Source organism: Sporolactobacillus vineae DSM 21990 = SL153, from assembly GCF_000377985.1.
GTDB lineage: Bacteria > Bacillota > Bacilli > Bacillales > Sporolactobacillaceae > Sporolactobacillus > Sporolactobacillus vineae.
Genome location: NZ_KB899044.1, coordinates 175,467 through 195,338 on the forward strand (window position 1 = coordinate 175,467; position 19,872 = coordinate 195,338).

General features: G+C 47.9%; 16 protein-coding genes and 2 riboswitches. Of the genes, 7 read left to right on the top strand and 9 right to left on the bottom strand.

Annotated features, from left to right (window positions below):
• Nucleotides 1-265: 265 nt before the first annotated feature.
• Nucleotides 266-373, top strand: a riboswitch (TPP riboswitch).
• A gap of 181 nt (nt 374-554) precedes the next feature.
• The 6 genes from thiD to D889_RS0105130 all read left to right on the top strand — a co-directional run bounded on the left by thiD (nt 555) and on the right by D889_RS0105130 (nt 6,576).
• On the top strand, nt 555-1,361 hold the full coding sequence (gene thiD / locus D889_RS0105105) for a bifunctional hydroxymethylpyrimidine kinase/phosphomethylpyrimidine kinase (protein ID WP_010631123.1): 807 nt from the start codon (nt 555-557) through the stop codon (nt 1,359-1,361).
• A complete protein-coding gene (gene thiM, locus D889_RS0105110; RefSeq protein ID WP_010631122.1) occupies nt 1,358-2,179 on the top strand; it encodes a hydroxyethylthiazole kinase in 822 nt (273 codons plus the stop codon). Before thiD ends, thiM begins: the two co-directional genes overlap by 4 nt.
• Nucleotides 2,160-2,807 carry a thiamine phosphate synthase gene (gene thiE / locus D889_RS0105115; protein WP_010631121.1) on the top strand — a complete coding sequence of 216 codons (648 nt, stop codon included), beginning with the start codon at nt 2,160-2,162 and terminating at the stop codon, nt 2,805-2,807. The genes thiM and thiE overlap by 20 nt, the downstream gene beginning before the upstream one ends.
• Before the next feature lie 517 nt (nt 2,808-3,324).
• The gene (locus tag D889_RS0105120) at nt 3,325-4,182 is read left to right on the top strand and encodes an isocitrate lyase/PEP mutase family protein (protein ID WP_238537577.1); all 858 of its coding nucleotides are present in this window, start codon (nt 3,325-3,327) and stop codon (nt 4,180-4,182) included.
• Nucleotides 4,179-5,060, top strand: a complete 882-nt coding sequence (locus D889_RS0105125) for an isocitrate lyase/PEP mutase family protein (RefSeq protein WP_010631119.1) — start codon at nt 4,179-4,181, stop codon at nt 5,058-5,060. The genes D889_RS0105120 and D889_RS0105125 overlap by 4 nt, the downstream gene beginning before the upstream one ends.
• A gap of 91 nt (nt 5,061-5,151) precedes the next feature.
• Entirely contained in the window at nt 5,152-6,576 is a 1,425-nt protein-coding gene (locus D889_RS0105130) for an MFS transporter (protein ID WP_010631118.1), read from the top strand.
• Between the two features lie 70 nt (nt 6,577-6,646).
• On the opposite strand, the gene D889_RS0105135 is transcribed toward D889_RS0105130, so the two are convergent.
• The 9 genes from D889_RS0105135 to D889_RS15890 all read right to left on the bottom strand — a co-directional run bounded on the left by D889_RS0105135 (nt 6,647) and on the right by D889_RS15890 (nt 18,025).
• Nucleotides 6,647-7,048: a type II toxin-antitoxin system death-on-curing family toxin gene (locus D889_RS0105135; protein ID WP_010631117.1), complete on the bottom strand. Its 402-nt coding sequence runs from the start codon at nt 7,046-7,048 to the stop codon at nt 6,647-6,649.
• 882 nt (nt 7,049-7,930) lie between these two features.
• Nucleotides 7,931-9,211: an MFS transporter gene (locus tag D889_RS0105145; protein WP_010631116.1), complete on the bottom strand. Its 1,281-nt coding sequence runs from the start codon at nt 9,209-9,211 to the stop codon at nt 7,931-7,933.
• A gap of 575 nt (nt 9,212-9,786) precedes the next feature.
• Nucleotides 9,787-11,133 carry a M20/M25/M40 family metallo-hydrolase gene (locus tag D889_RS0105150; RefSeq protein ID WP_010631115.1) on the bottom strand — a complete coding sequence of 449 codons (1,347 nt, stop codon included), beginning with the start codon at nt 11,131-11,133 and terminating at the stop codon, nt 9,787-9,789.
• Between the two features lie 104 nt (nt 11,134-11,237).
• A riboswitch (SAM riboswitch) is annotated at nt 11,238-11,338 on the bottom strand.
• A gap of 191 nt (nt 11,339-11,529) precedes the next feature.
• The gene (locus tag D889_RS0105155) at nt 11,530-12,387 is read right to left on the bottom strand and encodes a hypothetical protein (protein WP_238537573.1); all 858 of its coding nucleotides are present in this window, start codon (nt 12,385-12,387) and stop codon (nt 11,530-11,532) included.
• A gap of 31 nt (nt 12,388-12,418) precedes the next feature.
• Nucleotides 12,419-13,513, bottom strand: coding sequence for an excinuclease ABC subunit UvrC (gene uvrC / locus D889_RS14845; protein WP_010631113.1), 1,095 nt, complete (start codon nt 13,511-13,513; stop codon nt 12,419-12,421).
• Between the two features lie 47 nt (nt 13,514-13,560).
• Nucleotides 13,561-14,142 carry a uracil-DNA glycosylase family protein gene (locus D889_RS0105165; RefSeq protein WP_010631112.1) on the bottom strand — a complete coding sequence of 194 codons (582 nt, stop codon included), beginning with the start codon at nt 14,140-14,142 and terminating at the stop codon, nt 13,561-13,563.
• 143 nt (nt 14,143-14,285) lie between these two features.
• A complete protein-coding gene (locus tag D889_RS0105170) occupies nt 14,286-15,635 on the bottom strand; it encodes a tripartite tricarboxylate transporter permease (protein ID WP_010631111.1) in 1,350 nt (449 codons plus the stop codon).
• A 3-nt stretch (nt 15,636-15,638) separates the two neighbouring features.
• Entirely contained in the window at nt 15,639-15,884 is a 246-nt protein-coding gene (locus tag D889_RS0105175) for a hypothetical protein (RefSeq protein WP_010631110.1), read from the bottom strand.
• 110 nt (nt 15,885-15,994) lie between these two features.
• Nucleotides 15,995-18,025: a dipeptide ABC transporter ATP-binding protein gene (locus D889_RS15890; RefSeq protein ID WP_010631109.1), complete on the bottom strand. Its 2,031-nt coding sequence runs from the start codon at nt 18,023-18,025 to the stop codon at nt 15,995-15,997.
• 337 nt (nt 18,026-18,362) lie between these two features.
• Here D889_RS15890 and D889_RS0105185 point away from each other — a divergent pair, with 337 nt between their 5' ends.
• Entirely contained in the window at nt 18,363-19,394 is a 1,032-nt protein-coding gene (locus D889_RS0105185) for an ATP-binding protein (protein WP_238537572.1), read from the top strand.
• Nucleotides 19,395-19,872 lie beyond the last annotated feature (478 nt).

The window sequence follows — 19,872 nt, forward strand, 5'->3', positions numbered from 1 at the left end:
GTGTGTGTAAAAAATCCCTTTTAAACCCAAAGACTGTGTCGCCCGTCCGCAGCGTCCTATTAAAAGGCAAAATGGCCGTGGTCACTGGCGTGTAAAGCTTCGGGAATCCAACTTGAATGTGTCGCATTTGTGATGATGCAACTCGTTCGCAGCAACATCTTTCTCTCCGGGTGGGGAATGCGAAATCGGCTAATAAAAAACATCCTCAAATAATCATTGAATGACGACACATGATGTGTTACTTTAGAAATGTACTACAATTTCATTTTCGTACTAGGGGAGCCGGTAAACGGCTGAGAGTAAGACGCAATGTCTTTGACCCTTTATACCTGATCTGGATGATGCCAGCGGAGGGAAGTATGAACAGCGAGCAATGACAACTTTCAGCGCAGGTTTTAACGAACCTGCGCTTTTTTGTGTTTCGACAGTCACGCTCTGAGGTAACATGTAACCGTTTTATCCGGCGCCGTGCAAGCTGATCCTCCGTTTCTGCTGATTCCTCCCCGCTTCTCCGGTGCGTTCATGAATTGAGAAAATCTGAGGGGTGAAGAAAAATGCAGACAGCATTAACGATTGCCGGTTCGGATTCTGGCGGCGGCGCCGGGATTCAGGCCGATCTGAAAACTTTTTCCGCACTGGGCGTGTTCGGAATGAGCGCCGTTGTCAGTGTCACGGCGCAGAATACGGTCAGTGTGAGGGATATTGAGGACCTCTCACCCAGGATCATCGGTGAACAGATTGACGCGGTATTTCAGGATCTTCCTGTCGGTGCGGTGAAGATCGGGATGGTGTCCAACCAGGCCGCTATTCAGGTGATCGCGGAAAAATTGAAACGGTATCAGCCGGAATACATCGTCCTTGACCCGGTGATGGTGTCCAAGAGCGGCTTTGACCTGCTCAAACCGGAAGCACAAAACGCCTTAATCGAACAGTTGCTGCCGCTCGCCACGGTCGTGACGCCGAATCTGTTTGAAGCTGCGAAGCTGGTCGGCCGTGACGTTTCGTCGCTTGATGACATGCATGAAGCAGCTCAAGAGATTTATCACATGGGGCCGCAACGTGTGCTCGTCAAAGGCGGCCATCTTCCGGACGGACCGACGGATATTTTCTACGACGGCCGCATTTTCCATGAGTTCACCGGTCATCACGTGGCAACGAAGAATACACACGGGACAGGCTGCACGCTGTCCTCGGCGATCGCCGCCTATCTTTCCAGAGGCGAGGAACTTTCTGAAGCGATTCAAAAAGCGAAGACCTACATCCAGGGGGCGATCGAGCACAGCCTGCCGATCGGCCACGGCTGCGGCCCGACCCATCATTTCTACCGCTGGTATCCGGAAAGCGAGGTACTGCAGAAATGATCACAAAGGCCGGACTTTATCAGGATTTTCTTAAAATTCACGACGTCCATCCGCTGATTCACCAGATTACCAATACCGTGACGATCAACGACTGTGCGAACGCCACACTGGCCGTCGGCGCCAGTCCGGTCATGGCCGACAGTCCCGAAGAAGCTGCCGAGATGGCTGCTCAGGCTTCCGCGCTGGTGATCAATATCGGCACACTGAATGAAGGCACACTGGTCGCGATGAAGGAAGCCGGCCGGTCGGCCAACCGGCACCATGTCCCGGTGATTCTCGATCCGGTCGGGGCCGGCGCAACCAGCTACCGGAAACAAACGGTTTTTGCCCTGCTGGACACGTTTCATCCGGACATCATTTGCGGCAACATGTCAGAAATCAACGTGCTGGCCGGGCGCGAATCCAGTGCACGCGGCGTTGACTCTGGTGACCCGATGGAACACGCCGGTGCGGTGGCCGAACATCTCGCCGGCAAACGGCACTGCGTGGTCGCCATTACCGGAGAAATCGATGCGGTTTCCGACGGTACACGAACCGTACGGCTGCATAACGGCGTGTCCTGGCTTGCCTCCGTCACCGGCACCGGCTGCATGACGAATTCATTGATCGCCGCGTTTGCCGGAACCATTGATGATCGGTTTGCCGCAGCAGTCGGCGGCATTATCGTCATGGGGCTGTCCGGACAAAAAGCCGAGGAAAGGCTCCGAGAATCTGAAGGTATCGGTTCCTTCAGAATCCGGCTCTTCGACGCGTTCTCAACCTTGAATGAAGAAGACTTTGCCAAAGGGGTGATTGACGATGCCTCACCTGCCGATTGATTATTCCCTCTACCTTGTCAGTGATCCTTACGATCCGGCGGCCCCGGACCGCTATTTTAACCGGATCCGTGACGCGCTGCGCGGCGGCACCACGCTTCTGCAGTTCCGGGAGAAAAAAGCGTCGTCAAAACAACTGCTCAACATCGCTGCGACTTTGAAGAAACTGGCCGGGCCGTTCCACGTTCCGCTGATCATCAACGACCGCGTCGATCTCGCACTCGCCGTTGATGCGGACGGTGTGCATGTCGGCCAGAACGATCTCCCCGCCCGGGTTGTCCGCCGGCTGATCGGAAGTGAAAAAATCGTCGGCGTTTCGGCGGCGACCGTCGCGGAAGCAGTTCAGGCGGAAGCAGACGGCGCCGACTATCTTGGCGTCGGCAGCATCTTCCCGACCCGCTCCAAAGCCGACGCGACCGTGACCTCCATTGACGAGTTGAAAGCCATCCGCCGGGCCGTCCACATCCCGATTGTCGCGATCGGCGGCATCGACCGAGCGAACCTCCGCAGGCTGGACCCGGCGGATATTGACGGAATCGCCGTGATCTCTGCGATTCTTTCGCAGCAGGACGTTACCGGTGCAGCCAAAAAGTTAAAAGAATGTTTCCTTCAACTCGGAGACAGTCTCTGACTTAAGTCTGCCGGACGATTTGCGCGACATTAAAAAAGATCCGGGCGAATCATGAGTAAGTGATCATGCCGCATGCGCAGCGAGCACCGTAAAATATGCTATCAAAAAATCACAACATACACTAATTTCTGAAATTAAGGATTGACAGTCTTCCAAACCGTGGTGTAAACTGATCATACTTTAAGAAAGCACATTCGAAGGGTCGCTAGTTTGATGATGATTAATCTACGATTGCAAAACCTACTATCTGAACGAGTGCAAGGGCTGGCCGGCTTTCCCTTGTCTAATTTCATTCACTGGTAGGGCATAAACAATCGTTGGTCAATTAAGCTAGCTAGTGCGTGCGTGTCCTGTTCATGATCATAGGATTCGTGCAGATCTATCTCATCGATCCCATTCACTCATGAATGGGATTTTTTTTACCCTTTTTTTAACGAGTCTCTTTTAAGGTGGTGATTTTTATACACCATTTTTCGGAATTTTGCACGTATTAAAATATATCTGAACAGGAAAGGCAGTGAGTGTATTGAGCGATGATTTGTGCAGCGATTTGCGATTTCAGATTCAAACCGGTAAACCACTGGTGATTCCCGGCATTTTTGACGGCATCTCCGCAAAGTTGACCCAGAAAACAGGCTTTCCGGCAGCGCTCGTCTCAAGCGTTGGTGCAGAGGGAACATTGCTTGGCTCCGACAATTACGGACTTCTGAGCATGTCCGAACGCGCCCGTCATTTAAGGTATATTCGTCAGACGGTTGACCTTCCGCTGATTATTGATGCGGAATCCGGTTATGGAAATGCACTGAATACTTTTTACACGGCAAAAGAATTTGAGCGTTCCGGCGCCTCGGCATTGATCCTGAATGACCAGTCCGCCCCTTCTGTTTCTGAATTCTTTCAGAACTTGAAAGTGATCGAGACTCAGGAAATGATCGGAAAAATTCATGCGGCAAAAGACGCCTTGGAAAACCCGGAATCCTTCATCATTGCCCGGACAGACAGCCTGGCAGCTAAGGGAATCGATGAGGCATTCAGCCGGGCTCGGGCTTACCGCGACGCGGGAGCCGATTTAATCATCATCGGCGGATTAACGGATGACACATTCATAGCTCAGGCAGCGGCATTGTCCTCAGAATTTCCTGTCGGCATTGATAGGATCGAAGGACGAAATCATACTTTCTCCTCAGCACAGGATCTTTTTAAAAAAGGTTACGGCGTCGTTTTTTATCCGGCAAGCACACTGTTTGCGGCTTCTCAGGCAGAAGAAGCGGCACTCAGGCAATTAAGCGGAAGCAGCAAGTCCGATAAATCTGACTATACTTTTTCCAGCCGGATAGCCGGACATCAGCCATTGAAAAAGGAGGTGCAGCCATGAAAGCGGATCGAATGCGCGCACAATTCAACCGTCTCGTTCATGAACCGCAGATTATCAGCATGGTCGCCTGTCCGGACAGCCTGTCCGCAAAAATCGCCGAACGAACCGGCTTTAAGGCCATTTTCCAGGCGGGTTATACCACTTCAGCTTCCGAACTGGCGATGCCCGATCGGGGAATCGCGGATTTCGGCATCATGGTTAACCGGGCCAGGGAGATCGTCAACTGCGTGGATATCCCGGTCTTTGCCGATGCCGATACAGGTTACGGCAACTTGATGAATGTGGCCCGGACGGTACGCTGCTACGAATCGATCGGCGTTGCCGGACTTTTCCTGGAAGATCAGAAATGGCCGAAGCGCTGCGGCCATATGGACGGCAAAGCGGTTATCCCGATGGAGGAAATGGTTGAGAAGATTCGTACCGCCGCCCGTACCCGGAAACACCGTGATTTTCTGATCATGTCCCGTACAGATGCCCGTGCGGTTTACGACCTGGACGAAGCCATCCGGCGGAGCCGGGCCTATCACCAGGCGGGCGCCGACATGGTCTTCATTGAAGCGCCGCAAAATAAAGAGGAGCTCAAAAAAATTTCAGCGGCATTTCCTGATGTTCCGCTGATGGCGAATATGATTGAACACGGCAAAACACCGCTGATGACAGCCGATGAGCTGCAGGAACTGGGTTTCCGGATCATGGTTCATCCCACAGCATTGGCTTACGCACAAACCTTCGCCGAGCAAGAATTGCTCAAGGAACTCTATACCCGTAAAACCACTGCAGGCTTTATGGACAGACTCGTGCCCTTTGATCAGTTTAATCGTTTTATCGGACTGGATGAAGTGAACCAATTGGAAGAGAAATATACATCTGCAGAGTAAAAAGCAAATGATCCATTTATAAGATACAGATAAATTTCCGGGGTGATGGAAAAGAAACCGGATCCCACGGATAAATTAGGAGTGAGGATATATGGAAGCAGAAGGAACGATCAGTAATCGTCGGATTAAGAGCAGAGGGAAAGCAAGTGAACGGGCAATCGATCATTACACGGAACAAGAACGGCAGCAGCTTGAAGCACGGATTAATAATCTTCCCATCACCGGGACGATGTACAAAGTCTTTACCCTGATCACGCTCGGCATGCTGCTCGATGGATTTGACGTCTATCTGGCCGGCGGCGTCCTTGGCAGTCTTGTGCAGACCGGATGGTCAACCCTGTTTCTGAACGCCGCATTTATCTCGACAACATTCATTGGACTTTTCATTGGGTCGATTGCTACCGGCATCGTCGGCGACGCGAAAGGACGTCAATTTGCCTATCAGATCAACCTGCTCATTTTCGGGCTGGCTTCTCTGGCCAGTTTCTTTGCGCCTAACATGATCACGCTGATCATTCTCAGAGGGATCAGCGGATTCGGGCTCGGCGCAGAAATTGTCACCGGCTTCGCCCTGCTCGGCGAATTCATGCCGGCCAAGTCAAGAGGCAAATGGGTAGCCAGCCTTTCCGTCATTGCCAACTGCTCCGCCCCGCTTGCCACCTTCACCGGTTTTCTTATCATTCCATCGGTCGGCTGGCGCTGGATGTTCGTCATTGTCGGCGTTGCCTCGTTAATTGTCTGGTACTTCCGCCGCAGCCTGCCGGAATCGCCAAGATGGTATTTCTCACAGGGACGATTCAGCGAAGCCGAACAGGTCGTGTCGATTTTCGAACGTGAAGCCGAGAAGAAATACGGCGAACGCCATCCCGGTACGGACCTTCAGGACAGCAGCCAGTTTAATCAGATTGACGAGCAGCAAGGCAAATTCAGCGAACTTTTCGGCAGAGATGAGATTAAGAAGACCCTCCTCGGCTGCTTCATTCTTGCCGCGCTCAACACTGTTGCCTACACCTTTGTGACCTGGGTACCCACCCTGCTTGTCAACGGCGGCATCACGATTTCCAAATCCCTTGGCTATACAGCACTGATGATGGTCGGTGCACCGGTCGGCGCTTTTATTGGAAGGCTGACCGTCGACCGATTCGGACGTAAATGGATGATCGTCGGTTCCTTCATTATGACCGCTATCTTCGGATACTCTTATGCCTTTCAAACGAATCCGACCGCGATCATGATCATCGGTTTTCTAATGACCGTTTGCATCTACATCCTCATGGCGATCGGCCTGGCCATCTATGTCCCTGAACTGTTCCCGACACGGCTGCGGATGCGCGGCAACGGAACCGCGCAGGCTGTCGGACGCTTTTTCACGATTATCACCCCCTATGCCGTTGCCGGTTTACTCAGCACTCAGGGACCTGTCAGCATCTTCATCACCATCGGTATCTTCATGGCCGTTGTCGCCGTGCTGACCATCCTGTGGGGCCCGGAGACCAAGAAGCAGATTCTGAAATAATCACGGGATTAATGATCGTTATTGAGATCGCTGACTAAACGGCCACCTGCTAAAGCAGGTGGCCGTTTAGTCACTCAGTAAGAAAATTTACGTTGGCTTCAAGATAAGAAGCAATCTCTTTAATCGAGGTTATTTTCTTATTTGCAATCAGTATGGCATAATCGTAAAGTTGCATAGGTGATAGCGTCAACTCAAAACCGTTCACGTCTAATAAGGTAATGGCACATAAAACCCCGGTCCTTTTGTTACCATCAGTAAAGTATTGATTATCTGCAAATGACTTTAAATAATAAGCTGCTTTATCAAAGATTGTCGGATATTTATCTACCCCAAACACAATTTGATAGGGTCGTTCAGCAACATATTCAATCAAGTCAGAGGATGTTTCTCCTTCAATACCGCCATATGTTTTTATAGCGTACCTATGAAAATCTCTAATATCATCAGCCGTTAGATGTATGCTTTTAACCATTTTCAGTTTTTACTCAATTTCTTCAGAGTCTTAGCATACTTCTTTGCCATCTTTTTAAAAGAGGCCATAACCTTCGCCTTCCTGATATCTTCTCTCTCTTTTTTACGAATGGCTTCGGTCATGTCTTTCTCCTCCTTCTTATCACCCATAACCACTAATACCACCTTTCAGCTTGTGCATTAGCAGTGTATGCTTTAACGTAGGATAATTATACCATAAAGCAACTAAAACTTGAAAGATAGAAAAGTGTCCCTATCCCTTGCGAGTTCTATGTTTTTCCTGGATAAATTTGCTCAGGCTACCACCTTTGTCAGCTGTTTCTGATAGCTGGACAGCAGTTAGCGATTGGCGATAGATAGAGTAGTCATCATAAAAGGATCCTCTCTGGTTGTTGTGATGACTTAACTTTACCCAATTTGACGTATTCAAAGCAAGTAAGTTTGCGACACATTAGTGGAAAAAGACTGTTTGACGTATACAACCTGGTCATTGATAATTGCGGTGATTTTGAAGATTCTGCGACGTAATTAGATGGATTGAACTAGAAAATGGAGCCTGTCTCGACGTCGATTGAGCGCCTTAATTGTTAATTTTATTGTCCTGAAAACAGCTGAGAAACTGATCGACAAAGGTTTGCATCCGCCACCCTTCCAAAGTGCCAATGTTGACGGTGGCGATGCCTTTAATGCACAAATAGTGCAGAATTTATGAGACAACATTCATTACATGTGATCGTGAAAAGATCGATTCAATGATAATTTTATAAGACGAAATCCCAGGAGAAGTCAACCTCAACTTCTCCTGGGATTTTCTTACTGCGCATAAAATCGATCATCCAGATGTTAACCCCCGCCGAAGTTCAGCATAACCAATTCTATCGCGCTATTTTTTCAGTTCTGCAATCCATCCCACCGACAAAGCACTTACAACCCCCGAGAAGAGGACATACAGGGTCAGCAAGAGCGGTGATCCGTCGCCTGCCTGCAGCAGTGATGTAGCAATAATCGGGGTAATCCCGCTGGCAAAGATGCCAGAGGATTGATAGACGAAGGATACTCCTGTATAGCGAACTTCCGCATCAAACAATTCGGCAAACAGAGCGGCTTCCGGCCCGTAGACAATCGCATATAAGATGCCAAACGGAATAATGATCGCCAGCCAGATCAGCCAGGTGTTTCCTGATGAGTGGCCCATCATCCAGAAAGCCGGCATCGCTGATATTCCTGTAATTAAACTTCCCCAAAAATATACTTTCGTTCTGCCGATTCGGTCGGACCAATAGCCGAACAGAGGAATAAAGAAACACATGACGAATGCGGCAACAGAAACACCGAGCGTCGCCATCGAATTGCTGATGTGAATATGATTCGTCAGGTAATTTATCGAGAAGACGCCCATGACATTGAAAAACACACCATCGATGTACCGGGTGCCCATGCCTGCGATGATTTTCCGTGTATTGCCCTTCCACATCTTTTTAAAAGGAATGCGAGTTTCTTTATTCGTATCTTTCACTTTCTGGAACTCCGGGGTTTCTTTGACCGCAATTCTCATCCAGAGCCCGGTAATGAGCAGGACAATACTCAGACCAAAGGCGACCCGCCAGCCCCAGGCAAGGAACTGGGTATCGGACAGAAGTGCGGTAAGCAGCCCGATAACACCGGATGCGAGCAAAAGGCCAAAGGACAGACCGATCTGAGGGAAACTGGCATAGTAACCACGCTTGTTCTTCGGGGCATACTCATAAGTCATCAGGATGGCACCGCCCCATTCCCCGCCAAGCCCAATTCCCTGAACAACACGAAGCAGCAGTAAAATGATCGGTGCCCAGATGCCGATTTGATCATAGGTAGGCAAAATAGCGATCAGGCAGGTGCTTCCGCCCATAATCATGACCGTTAAAATCAGCATCCGCTTACGCCCAAGTTTATCACCGAAATGTCCGAAGATGACGCCACCTACCGGTCGGGCGAAAAATCCGACGGCAAATGTGACATAAGCGAGCAAGGTCGACAAAAAAGGATCATTGCTCGGGAAATACAGCTGGTTTAACACCATACCGGCCACGACACCATACAGGAAGAAATCATACCATTCAATCGTCGCGCCGATAATACTTGAAGAAACGACAGGTAACAGCTTGCTTTTCGTTTTCTTTTCCACAAAAGACCTCCTTTAATTGTTTCCCCGGCGGCAAAGCGCCGGAAGATCTGAAAGTGAAATAGTAGCATGGCCCATGAAAAAAAGTCAAATAGTATGCTGTTATGATGAAAATAATTTTTATGGAGTGATAGAGGTGTCCAGTATATGTAAGATTGCAGGACATCTCAGAAGTCCGTGCAGAGACTGGCTGAGATTAATCAAGATTACCATAGGTTCATACAACACCTGATTCAACGTGCTACACGTGATTATTCCATGAAATCGACAACTGAAATAAGAAGGCTGGACTGCAATCCTGAGAACAACGAACCAAATCGATCGATCAACTGCTTGATAGCATCGTCTGCTGAATCCAGATCTTTGCCGTCAATCTTTTGGGAGATCTGTCACGGGTCTTGCGTTCCGCCAAGGTTAGGAGCACATCATCTTCACTTCTATAAAATAAGATAATTCCCCATCTAAGCTAAATTCAGGTGGGGATCATTATTTGATGCGTACGGTTAAGTAAGATTCCGGTAATGGACATCAACAGGAAAATCAGTAAACCGTTCATACCTGCCATATAATGAATCGAGCTAATTCCGGGCAAGATGTTCAAAAATCGCCGTCAAAAAGCGGATCCCCTGATGATAATTATCCAGGTGTACGTTTTCATTCGGTGAATGAGCGCCCGAACCCGGATCACCGATTCCGAAAGACATCAGCGGTGCATGGAGATAGTGATTAAAGAGATACATCGGTCCGGTTCCTGAACTTGTCGGCAGCAGCTGCAAATGGTCTTCGCCGCCATAAACCTTCGCGGCAACGTCCAGTATGCTCCTGACAATCGGTGCGTCGAGGTCGGAACGATAACTCTTTTCCCCCATCAGATACTCGACTTTCACATCACTGAACCCTCGTTTATTCAAATACTTCTGCACTTTCTTATAAATATCGACCGGATCCTGATGCGGTACCAGACGAGCATCAATCTTCGCCCGTGCCGTATGCGGCAGCACCGTCTTGACACTTTCACCCTCATAGCCGCTTGTCAAACCGGCAATATTGATGGTTGGTTCAAAAGCATAGGCTTCCTTGATATTGTCAAAAAGAAATGGAAGCTGAAGATCATGGAGTTTCTTAACCGATTCTTTATCAAGATACATCTTGTCGATGAGCGCCCTGGCTCGCGGGGAAGGTTCTTCCACATCATCGTAGAAACCGTCAACGAGAATTCTGCCGCTATTTACATCGCGCAGCGTAGCCAGTGCCTGTGCCAGGCGCCATCCCGGGCCTTCGATATAAGCAGCTGATGAGGAGTGAATATCATCCTTGCCGGTTCGGGTGACCAGATCAAAACAGCTGATCCCCTTATTGCCGCCGGTAATTTCCAGTTTGCCCTGCGAGGTCTTTGAACCGCCTTCCCAGACCACCAGATCAGTCTGAAATAGATCAGCGTATTTCTTCAGATAGTCTTCCAGATTCTGGCTGGCGATTTCTTCCGCACCTTCAACAAAAAACTTGACCTGAAAGGGAAAATCACCGTGCTCCTGCCTGTAGATGTTCAGGGCAGTAAGCCGGGCAATTAGTTCACCCTTGCAGTCAGCTACTCCGCGGCCGACAAGCTTTCCGTCCTTTTCGGTCAGCGTAAACGGTTCGGAGTGCCATTCTTCCAGAGGTTCCGGGGGCTGCACATCATAGTGGTTATAAAATAATACAGTCGTCGCCCTTTTCTGCGGGTCTTCCGGCTGAAAATCTGCATACACTAGCGGGTATTTATAATCATGGAACACTCTTGCCTGCCCACCTGCCTGAGTAAATAATTTCCGCAAGAATTCCGCTGTTTCGGGAATAGCTTTGTTCTGGGCAGAAACTGAAGGCAGCTTTATGTAGTCGGCTAGATGTTTTTTATATTGCGTAACAATGTCATCACTCGCACTCACTTTTGTCATCCTCTTTTATTCAAATTAGTCATTTAAAATGGTCATAAAGAAATGCCGTTTTCTGTGATAAGAAAACGGCATGAGTTAATGATTCATACGCTGTCTTCTCATCTTTGCAGAATATATTCTGCTGGAATTGACACCATGCAACTATGCTGGTTGTCGGGCTTCATCGGGCCAGTCCCTCCGCCGCTCTGGATAAGAATCGCTTGTGTTTACTTATTAACCATTATATTAGATATATTAGCTGGAGTCGTCAATATAAAGCTACATTATTTTGATGTGCTTTATTATTGATTCGATTCTTTTTCACTAAGTGAACCTCCCGCCACTAAAGTGGTGCGTTTGCCGGCATTAATCACTTACCAATTAAAAAAGCTGTCACGGCTACCTCATTCACTCATTCAAAAAGAGTAAATGATTGGTCCACTTTCGGCGGAAATAATTCTGCATCTTCGCCTCATCGTCTAAATTAAGAATAACAAAATCTAATCGAACATCCTTAAGCTTCCTGAATGTCTCAAATTCGCTCTTATTAATGATTCCTTTAAACAGGTAATGCTCAATGCCATCAAAGTCTGGTTTCCCAAATTTAATTAACGCATGAATCATCCTTTGATTTGAACGATGCGTGAACCGATAACGCAGGGGCTTTCGAAGAAGGGATAATGAGCCATATTTATAACTGACTTTCTTTTTCGCAGCTAATTGACTGGATCTGGCCAATTCATCCTTCAGCTTTTCATACTCAGCGTTTACGGCTTTTAATTGACTGCGATTTCGGCTGATTCGTATCGCCGCATCGTTCAGCGTCAAATTCACTTCAGGTATTTGCTCACTCTTTATCAGTTTCTGCCCCGCTCGATTAAAAGAAGGCTTAACATAATATTCCGGAGTTAAGTGGTACGGTTCAAATAAGTCCAGCAGTTTCTGGTCTTTATTCAAATTGCGACTGGTCAGTATCGTCAGTCTCTGGAGTAATCCAAGATTATACAGATATTCATTGAGTCCAGTGTAATCATATTGATAAATTTTTTTAGGAATGAACTTCGCCACCAGATGACTGCCAATCTCATACCTTCTGGATTCACCACTGCTGAGACAGCCGCGCACACAGTCTCGAAGTGCCTTCCCTTCCTTTTCAAGTTCTTTTAGCCGTTTATACGAACCGGATGCGACAAAGGCTTCCATTAATTGTTCCGCGTCCCCTCTGTTTGAAGAGAGGGTTTTACTTTTTGAACGAGAACAGGACATAACCCAGATGCCCCCTTTGAACAGCAAGTAATCAGTTCTTAATGCCCGTTGCTTCCAGTTTCGATAACGACAGCTTATTTTGCAACGCGATGCGTGCATTCTGACAGGCCATCTGTACAAGGTTCTTTTTGGTGCCACGTTTGGGATGGATCAAACGGATGCCCAGAAATTTCTGGATCGTTTTTTCATCATCCAATTCCGGTATCAAGATTTCTTTTGGCCGGATATGGCGATGGCCCAAATAAAATTGTCCCAGATAAGCACGTATACCCGTTTCCGGCTCGGCATACACGGGGAAGAATGAAGCTGCACGCTGCAATAATTTTCCACTGCGAATATGGAAAACCTGCACGCATAGCCAGCCTTCCTGAAAAGCGTAACCGAACACATCGCGATCGACGAAATCCAGGTTATTGATGCTCTGCTTGTCCATCGTCGCTTCAATACAAGAGATCAAATCATGGAGCTCCCGGGCCTTCTCAAAGTCTAGCCGATCCGATGCCCCCCGCATCTCCTCTTTTAATCTTCGTTCAACTGCTCTGAACCCGCCATGAAAAAAATGAACGATTTTACGCGTTACCCGGCGATATTCTTCTTCGCTCACTTCCCTGGCACAACACCCAATGCATCTACCGATCTGGTAATAGAGACAGGGCCGCCGGGCGGTAAGCGGGCACCGCCTCAGTGGATAGAGACGGTCCAACAGGGCTTTCGTTTCATTAGCAGCACTTACATTGGGAAAGGGGCCGAAATACTTCCCTTTATCTCTCCTCACCTGTCGGGTAATGATGAGCCTGGGATGGCGCTCATCCGTTATTTTTATATAGGGGTAGCTTTTATCATCCTTCAGCAAGATGTTGTATTTCGGACGATAGTTTTTAATTAAATTATTTTCAAGAATGAGTGCGTCAACATCAGATGCAGTCACAATAAACGTAAAATCAGCAATTTGACTCACTAATTTCTCCGTTTTTGGATTATGTTTGCCGATGAAATAAGAGTGTACGCGTCTCTTTAAGATCTTTGCTTTTCCAACATAAATGACCGTACCGCGATGATCCTCCATCAAATAACAGCCGGGCTGTTTCGGAAGCAGGGAAAGTTTATCTCGAATCACTCGATTCATTCATTTCACCTCCGCGTTTCATCATCTGTCGGTTGAATCAGCACGATTTACGATAGAATCCGGTTAATCAATTTCTTCAAATCTGGTAAGACGCCGTCCTCAAACCAGGGATTTCTTTTGATCCAGATAGAGTTTCGTGGTGACGGATGCACCAATGGAAAATAGCTGGGTAAATAATCGCGATAATTTTTAACCATTTCAGTTAATGTCATTTTTGAATGCGCCTTCAGGTAGTACTTCTGCGCGTAGGCGCCAACTAATAAAGTTAACTCGATACCTGGCATCGCCCTGATGAGTGGATCATGCCACTTTGCCGCGAATCCCTTTCTCGGCGGCAAATCGCCGCTCTTCCCTTTGCCGGGAAAATAAAAATCCATCGGAAGCACGGCAATTTTCCCCGAATGGTAGAAAGTATCGTCTGATACGCCCATCCATTCCCGTAACCGTACGCCGCTTCGATCATTCCATATTATCTTTGTATTCTGCGCGATCTCACCCGGAGCCTGCCCGATGATTAGCAGCTTTGCTGTTGGGGCGGCATAGTAGAGCGGATCGATGTTGTTATTTGTGAAACGAATATTTTCAGGATCTGCTTTAATTCGATGAAAAAGATCTTCGAACACGTCCATCTTCGTTACCTCCTGAACAAGCGATGATACCTTGGTTCATCAGCTAAAATTAAAAGTCCGATCAGTGAACCATCCTGCATCCCGTGCGCGCATCAGCGCGGCGGATGTTTCGGGCGCAGACCGCTCCGGAGAACGGATTAGGATCAGAATACCGAAACGAGCCATGGCGCCGTATACAAGACCATGAATAAGATCCCGTAACCCACGCCCCAGCGGTGAAGCAGGCCCGAAACAAGTCCGATCAGCATGACGCCGCCGATATTCATCCAGCCTGCATCCATATACGCAAGCAGGAGAACGAAAGCGCAAAACAGGCCAAGGATGGCTTCGTGAGGAATCCGTTTGAACACAAAGGCACATATCGATTGCGCATATTTGATGGCCAGCGTATACGTGACCATGAGGGCAACGCCGGCGCCAATCACTGTCGCCCAGATGAAATCAGTCTGCGAAAGGATGTGGTGCATATTGTGCGTTGCAGTGAAGACTGGCGGTGCGTCAAACAGCGCATGAGCAGGGCCTATGGCAACCGGAGAAAGGGGGATACCTAACGCGATCAGCGGGATCAGCGTCCCGGAAAGATAGGTCGCGTTTGCCAGTGCATTCATCGTTGTAATTGCAAGTACCGACCGTTCAACCGGATCCTTCGTCCGTTTTGAAAAGAGTTCGCCAAGAAGCGTCGTCATCCCGACCGGGCTGAGAATAAAAGTAAAACAGCTGACCAATGACGCGACAGCGCTTGTGATCCATTCCTGTTCTTTCAACGCATGAAACGGATTGAGCGATTTCCATTCAAAGGGCACTTTCTGAAGGGTAATCCTACGCGGCTGATCACACTTCATCCGTTCTCTTTTCTCTTTATTCAGCAGCTCAAACAGAGTCAAAATGATCGGTCCAATCGTTATGCCGAGAAAGAACGAAATGAACACCGTTGTTCCTTTTGGTACAATGCCGATGCCCCAATAGAGATAGCGCAGCCCTTCAATGAGCAGTGTGAAAGGGAGAATGGAGGCAAGTGCCAGTACCTTATTCTTACTCAGCAAGGCAAGTAAAACAGCGCCGGCAAAGAAGAGCGGGTCGGCGTACGCTTTAATGACTTCGGCAAGCGGAATCAGACTTCTTGCAAGCAGTAAACTGACCGGAACACTGACCAGTACACCGATCAGTGAACCCCCGGCCATTTTGCGCAGCGATCGGTCGGCCATTCCCTTTCGTTTAAGTAACAGCGCATGGCCAACGAGCGGACTTGCCATAACGCCGCCGGGAATCCCGACAATGGCTGCAGGTACCGCATCCATCAGGTTATTGGCAATCGCAGCTGAGATAAAAAAGCAGAGGACAACGACAGGTTGAACACCGGCGAGCACTAAGATCAGTGTGACAGGAACCAGAACGGCTGTTTCGTCCGTCCCCGGGATGATGCCAATAATTGTATATAAAAGTGCAGCCCCAACAGCTGCAATGATCATTTCTACTAAGAGAACAAGGCCCATCCATTATTTCTTCCTTTCCGTCTCTTCAAAAATACGCTTGGGTTTAATGAAGAGTGAGCAAACCATAAACCCGATCACCGCTCCGATTAAGCCAAATAAGAGCGGCATCGGCGCATGGTCCGGTGCAGCAAAATAGCCGCCCAATGTTGTGATACTGCTGATCGCAATCGCGAGGACAAGATCCCTGACCCGGACGACATCATCCCATATTTCAATCATTTCAGGATCCTGTTTTGAACGTGAAGTCATCAATAACGATTCTCCTTTCTGATTCAGAGGCGGGAGCAGGTGCGAACAAGTAAGGAAGTCTCTTTTTCACCCTGATCTTTATCAAGCACTCAATCCTGTACGCTGATGATTTAACCCCGTATTTTAGACTGAGTTAACCGCTCATACTTATCCTTCAATACAGATACTTCACTCTCATCACAGAAGACAAAATGTCCAGGAATGATTTGGCGCAGCTGCTTCTTCGATGCCTCTCCTGTCTTCTGGCGATCTGGCTGAAAGATCAGTCTTTTTTTATGCTGCTCGCGGAGTGGATCTGCTTGCGGGATCGCCGAAATCAATGCCTCTGTATAGGGGTGGAGCGGGCATTGATACAGGTCATCTGCCGGCGCCAGTTCGACGATCTTGCCCGCGTACATCACACCGATCCGATCGCTTATATACTTAACCATGGAAAGGTCATGAGCGATGAATAAAAGTGTAAGTCCGCGTTCTTTTTGTAACTTCTTTAATAGGTTGACAATTTGGGCCTGGATGGAAACATCCAGAGCTGAGATAGGTTCATCCGCAATGATCAGCTCCGGTTGAACGGCAAGCGCCCGGGCGATACCCACGCGCTGACGCTGACCACCGGAAAGTTCATAGGGATAGCGACTGGCAAGATTCGGTTCCAGACCAACTGTTGTCAGAAGTTCGGCAACTTGCTGTTCTAAATCTTCTTTGGTTTTTGCAAGACCATTCAGGACTATTCCTTCTGCGATAATTTGACCAATGATTAAATGCGGGTCTAACGAGGAGTAGGGATCCTGGAAAATCATCTGCATCTTTTGATGGAACTCACGTTTCATTTGTCTGCCATAATGATTACCCATCGACTGATCTTCCAGCCGTATGGTACCGCCCGACGCTTTATAGATGCCCATGATGGTTCGTCCCAGGGTCGATTTGCCGCATCCCGATTCACCGACCAGGCCAAAGGTCTCACCTTGATACAGTTTGAGTGAAAGATCATCAACGGCGTGCAACTGTCTTCTCCCATTTGAAAAGGATTTCTTCAAATGACTGACCTCAAGCATGACTTTATCTGACTGCTTTATTTTTTCATCTTCCTTGTGTTCGCGTTGTCGCTTACTCCCGGCCTGTTGCCCGCGCTTGCGAATCTCCTCCGGCACATCTACGGATGGCGCTTCGGGGTGCAGTAACCAGGTCGCGGCAAAATGAGTATCGGAAACCCGAAACATCGGTGGTTGCTTGATCTGATCGATTTTCATGGCATACTTATTTCTCGGTGCGAACGCATCACCTCGAATGGGCAGCTGCAGATTCGGCGGAGAGCCTGGTATTGTGTATAGCACATCACCGGTTGTTTCCAGACTGGGTGTTGCACTGAGCAGCCCCCACGAATAGGGATGCCTGGAATGATAGAAAATATCCGATGATGTGCCAATCTCGACGATCTTTCCCGCATACATGACGGCTACCCGGTCCGCCACATTCGCAATCACACCGAGATCATGTGAGATAAAAATAATGGACATGCCGTTCTCTTTTTGAATATCCTTCAGCAGTTCGATAATCTGTGACTGAACAGTCACATCAAGCGCTGTCGTTGGTTCATCAGCAAGCAAAATATTCGGTTTGCAGGCCAATGCAATCGCGATCATCGCTCGCTGCCGCATGCCACCGGAAAATTGATGTGGATACTGTTTCATTCGCAGACTGGCATCCTTGATTCCGACCCGTTGTAGCAGCTGCAAAACCTTCTCTTTCGCTTCAGTGCCCGAAAGATTCTGATGCGTCTTCACAGCCTCCATAATTTGATTGCCGATTTTCATCGTCGGATTCAATGAAGTCATGGGATCCTGGAAAATCATCGAAATCCCTCGTCCGCGAATACTTTGCAGGACATGCTCTTTCGCCCCGGCCAGGTCTAATCCCTTGTACCATATACGCCCCTTCTTAATTCGTGTATTATTTTTGGGAAGCAAGCCGATAATTGCCTTTGCCAGGGTTGATTTTCCAGAGCCGGATTCACCGACGAGACCGAGTATCTCACCTCTTCGAAGTGACAAATTCACTCCGCGAATCGCCTGGATTTCTCCTCCATACGTGTCAAATGAAAGATGCAAATCTTCAATTTCGAGCAAAGCTTTTTCCTCCATGATTCTCCCTCTTTTCTATATTTCTCTTGTTTCTATATCGTCGATCACTGTGTTTTCAATATAAATGGGTTGATCTTCATAAACTGCTCTCAGTGGCATTGTGACTTTCATCACATGTATGCTTAAAATTATAGTGATAATGGTTCTCATTTTCAATCAATATCCTACCCTGAAGTGCGTATTAACCATGACAGTTTTGTGACCATTCAAGTTGGTGATAATGATTAATCTTCGGATACAAAGTTTGAGCAATATGAAATCGGATACAAAGTTTGAGCAATATGAAATGGGTAGTGAATTTCAATAAACTATTTGTCTCTTCTTTGATGACTCACTCTTGAAACTGAAAATGATTATCACTAAAATGGCAAGTGATCCAGGAAAAATCAGGCTGCACTGTCCTCTGCCCTGCAATCTATCAATCATCTCTCTGATTACTTTCTTGTTACCGCACGCGTCGCCAGCTTTCGGTTCCATGCTTCGAAGTGCTCGCGCCTTTCGGGGGAATAAACAAGAAATAAGTGCAGCGTTAATTCATCTCATAAAAGCTGGTGTTATCATGCGTCGCTTAGCTGATCTCTTTCATGCAGACGGTATTGATTTGAAGCGAACCTTAGTCAATGTCACGCATTGCCGTAATTGCGGCAGAGCGCTGAACGTCTATAAAATGCGCATGGTCGGCGGGCCACGAAAAGGTTCACGGACGACGATCACCGAGCATTGTGACTGCGCGTTGTCTCAGAAGGCGGTACAAGAGGCCGACAGAATCAAGCGTGAACGATTTTCCGAACTGTCGACGATCAACGATGCCTTAAAACAGGCAACGTTAAAAAACTTTTCTGTCCAGAATGCGTCACAGATCCATGCGGTCGAACAGGCTATTGCATTTGTTAAAAAGATAGGAGAAAATAAGCCGGCGAGAATGATTTATTACGGCAAACCCGGCCTGGGCAAATCGCATTTGGCCGTAGGAATCAGTAAACTGCTTGACCAGAAGTATCATAAAACGTGCTTATTTATTGATGTCCCGGCTCTAAAGCTCATCTTTAAATCAACCTGGGCGAAAGAAAGTACGCTCACAGAGCGCGAACTCATGACATTCATCGCAGATGCCGATCTGCTCATTCTGGATGATGTTGGTGCAGAAGGGATTACGCCATGGACAAAAGAGCTCATGTTCGCCATACTCAATGCGCGATTATCGAAAAGTCTGCTGGTAACGACAAATCGATCAATCTCAGAACTCTATCTCGATTACGGTCCTAAAATTATCGACCGTTTTCTGGAGAATATGTCCAAAGCGGATCTTGTCCACTTAGACGGTGACTACAGCTATCGCCTTGCACGCTTTATCGAGGATGATAAATAGTAAAAAGATGACGACATAGGCTTCGGCTTGATTCCTTATCCAGTGTGCGAACAACACGCCGGCTGCTCGCATCAGCAGGTGTGACCGTGGGCAGCCTGGGGCCTCCTCAGACATGCTGGTATCTGTGGGGTCTCCTTTGGCCAGCGATCAACAGAAACGCTCCGCAGACGCCTGGGCACTTTCGTGACTAACGCAGGACGCGTTCCTCTTTCATGCCGCTAATCATCGTGCCAGCAAGGTAAAATTATACACTTGCTTTAACCTGTTACTGTTAAAATAAATTCCCGTCAGGAAGAGCTGACGGGAATTTCTAATTGATCAATCATAACGGTGCAAGTGCCGTAAAGTTTCACAAAAAAGATCAGTTCGTCTGGCACTATAGAAAATTTTAACCGTTTTGCAATCTAGTGCATCATAACCAGTATTTTAAAATTAATTACAATATTTTTTCTTTTTTGATAAAATCTAAAAAAGATGA

Coding starts and splice junctions, on each gene's coding strand:
- D889_RS0105165 (WP_010631112.1), bottom strand. CDS start 14,142: ATGGACGTGTTCGAAGATCTTTTTCATCGAATTAAAGCAGATCCTGAA.
- D889_RS15890 (WP_010631109.1), bottom strand. CDS start 18,025: ATGGAGGAAAAAGCTTTGCTCGAAATTGAAGATTTGCATCTTTCATTT.
- D889_RS0105155 (WP_238537573.1), bottom strand. CDS start 12,387: ATGTCCTGTTCTCGTTCAAAAAGTAAAACCCTCTCTTCAAACAGAGGG.
- D889_RS0105135 (WP_010631117.1), bottom strand. CDS start 7,048: ATGGTTAAAAGCATACATCTAACGGCTGATGATATTAGAGATTTTCAT.
- D889_RS0105175 (WP_010631110.1), bottom strand. CDS start 15,884: ATGACTTCACGTTCAAAACAGGATCCTGAAATGATTGAAATATGGGAT.
- D889_RS0105130 (WP_010631118.1), top strand. CDS start 5,152: ATGGAAGCAGAAGGAACGATCAGTAATCGTCGGATTAAGAGCAGAGGG.
- D889_RS0105170 (WP_010631111.1), bottom strand. CDS start 15,635: ATGGGCCTTGTTCTCTTAGTAGAAATGATCATTGCAGCTGTTGGGGCT.
- D889_RS0105125 (WP_010631119.1), top strand. CDS start 4,179: ATGAAAGCGGATCGAATGCGCGCACAATTCAACCGTCTCGTTCATGAA.
- thiD (WP_010631123.1), top strand. CDS start 555: ATGCAGACAGCATTAACGATTGCCGGTTCGGATTCTGGCGGCGGCGCC.
- thiE (WP_010631121.1), top strand. CDS start 2,160: ATGCCTCACCTGCCGATTGATTATTCCCTCTACCTTGTCAGTGATCCT.
- uvrC (WP_010631113.1), bottom strand. CDS start 13,513: ATGAATCGAGTGATTCGAGATAAACTTTCCCTGCTTCCGAAACAGCCC.
- thiM (WP_010631122.1), top strand. CDS start 1,358: ATGATCACAAAGGCCGGACTTTATCAGGATTTTCTTAAAATTCACGAC.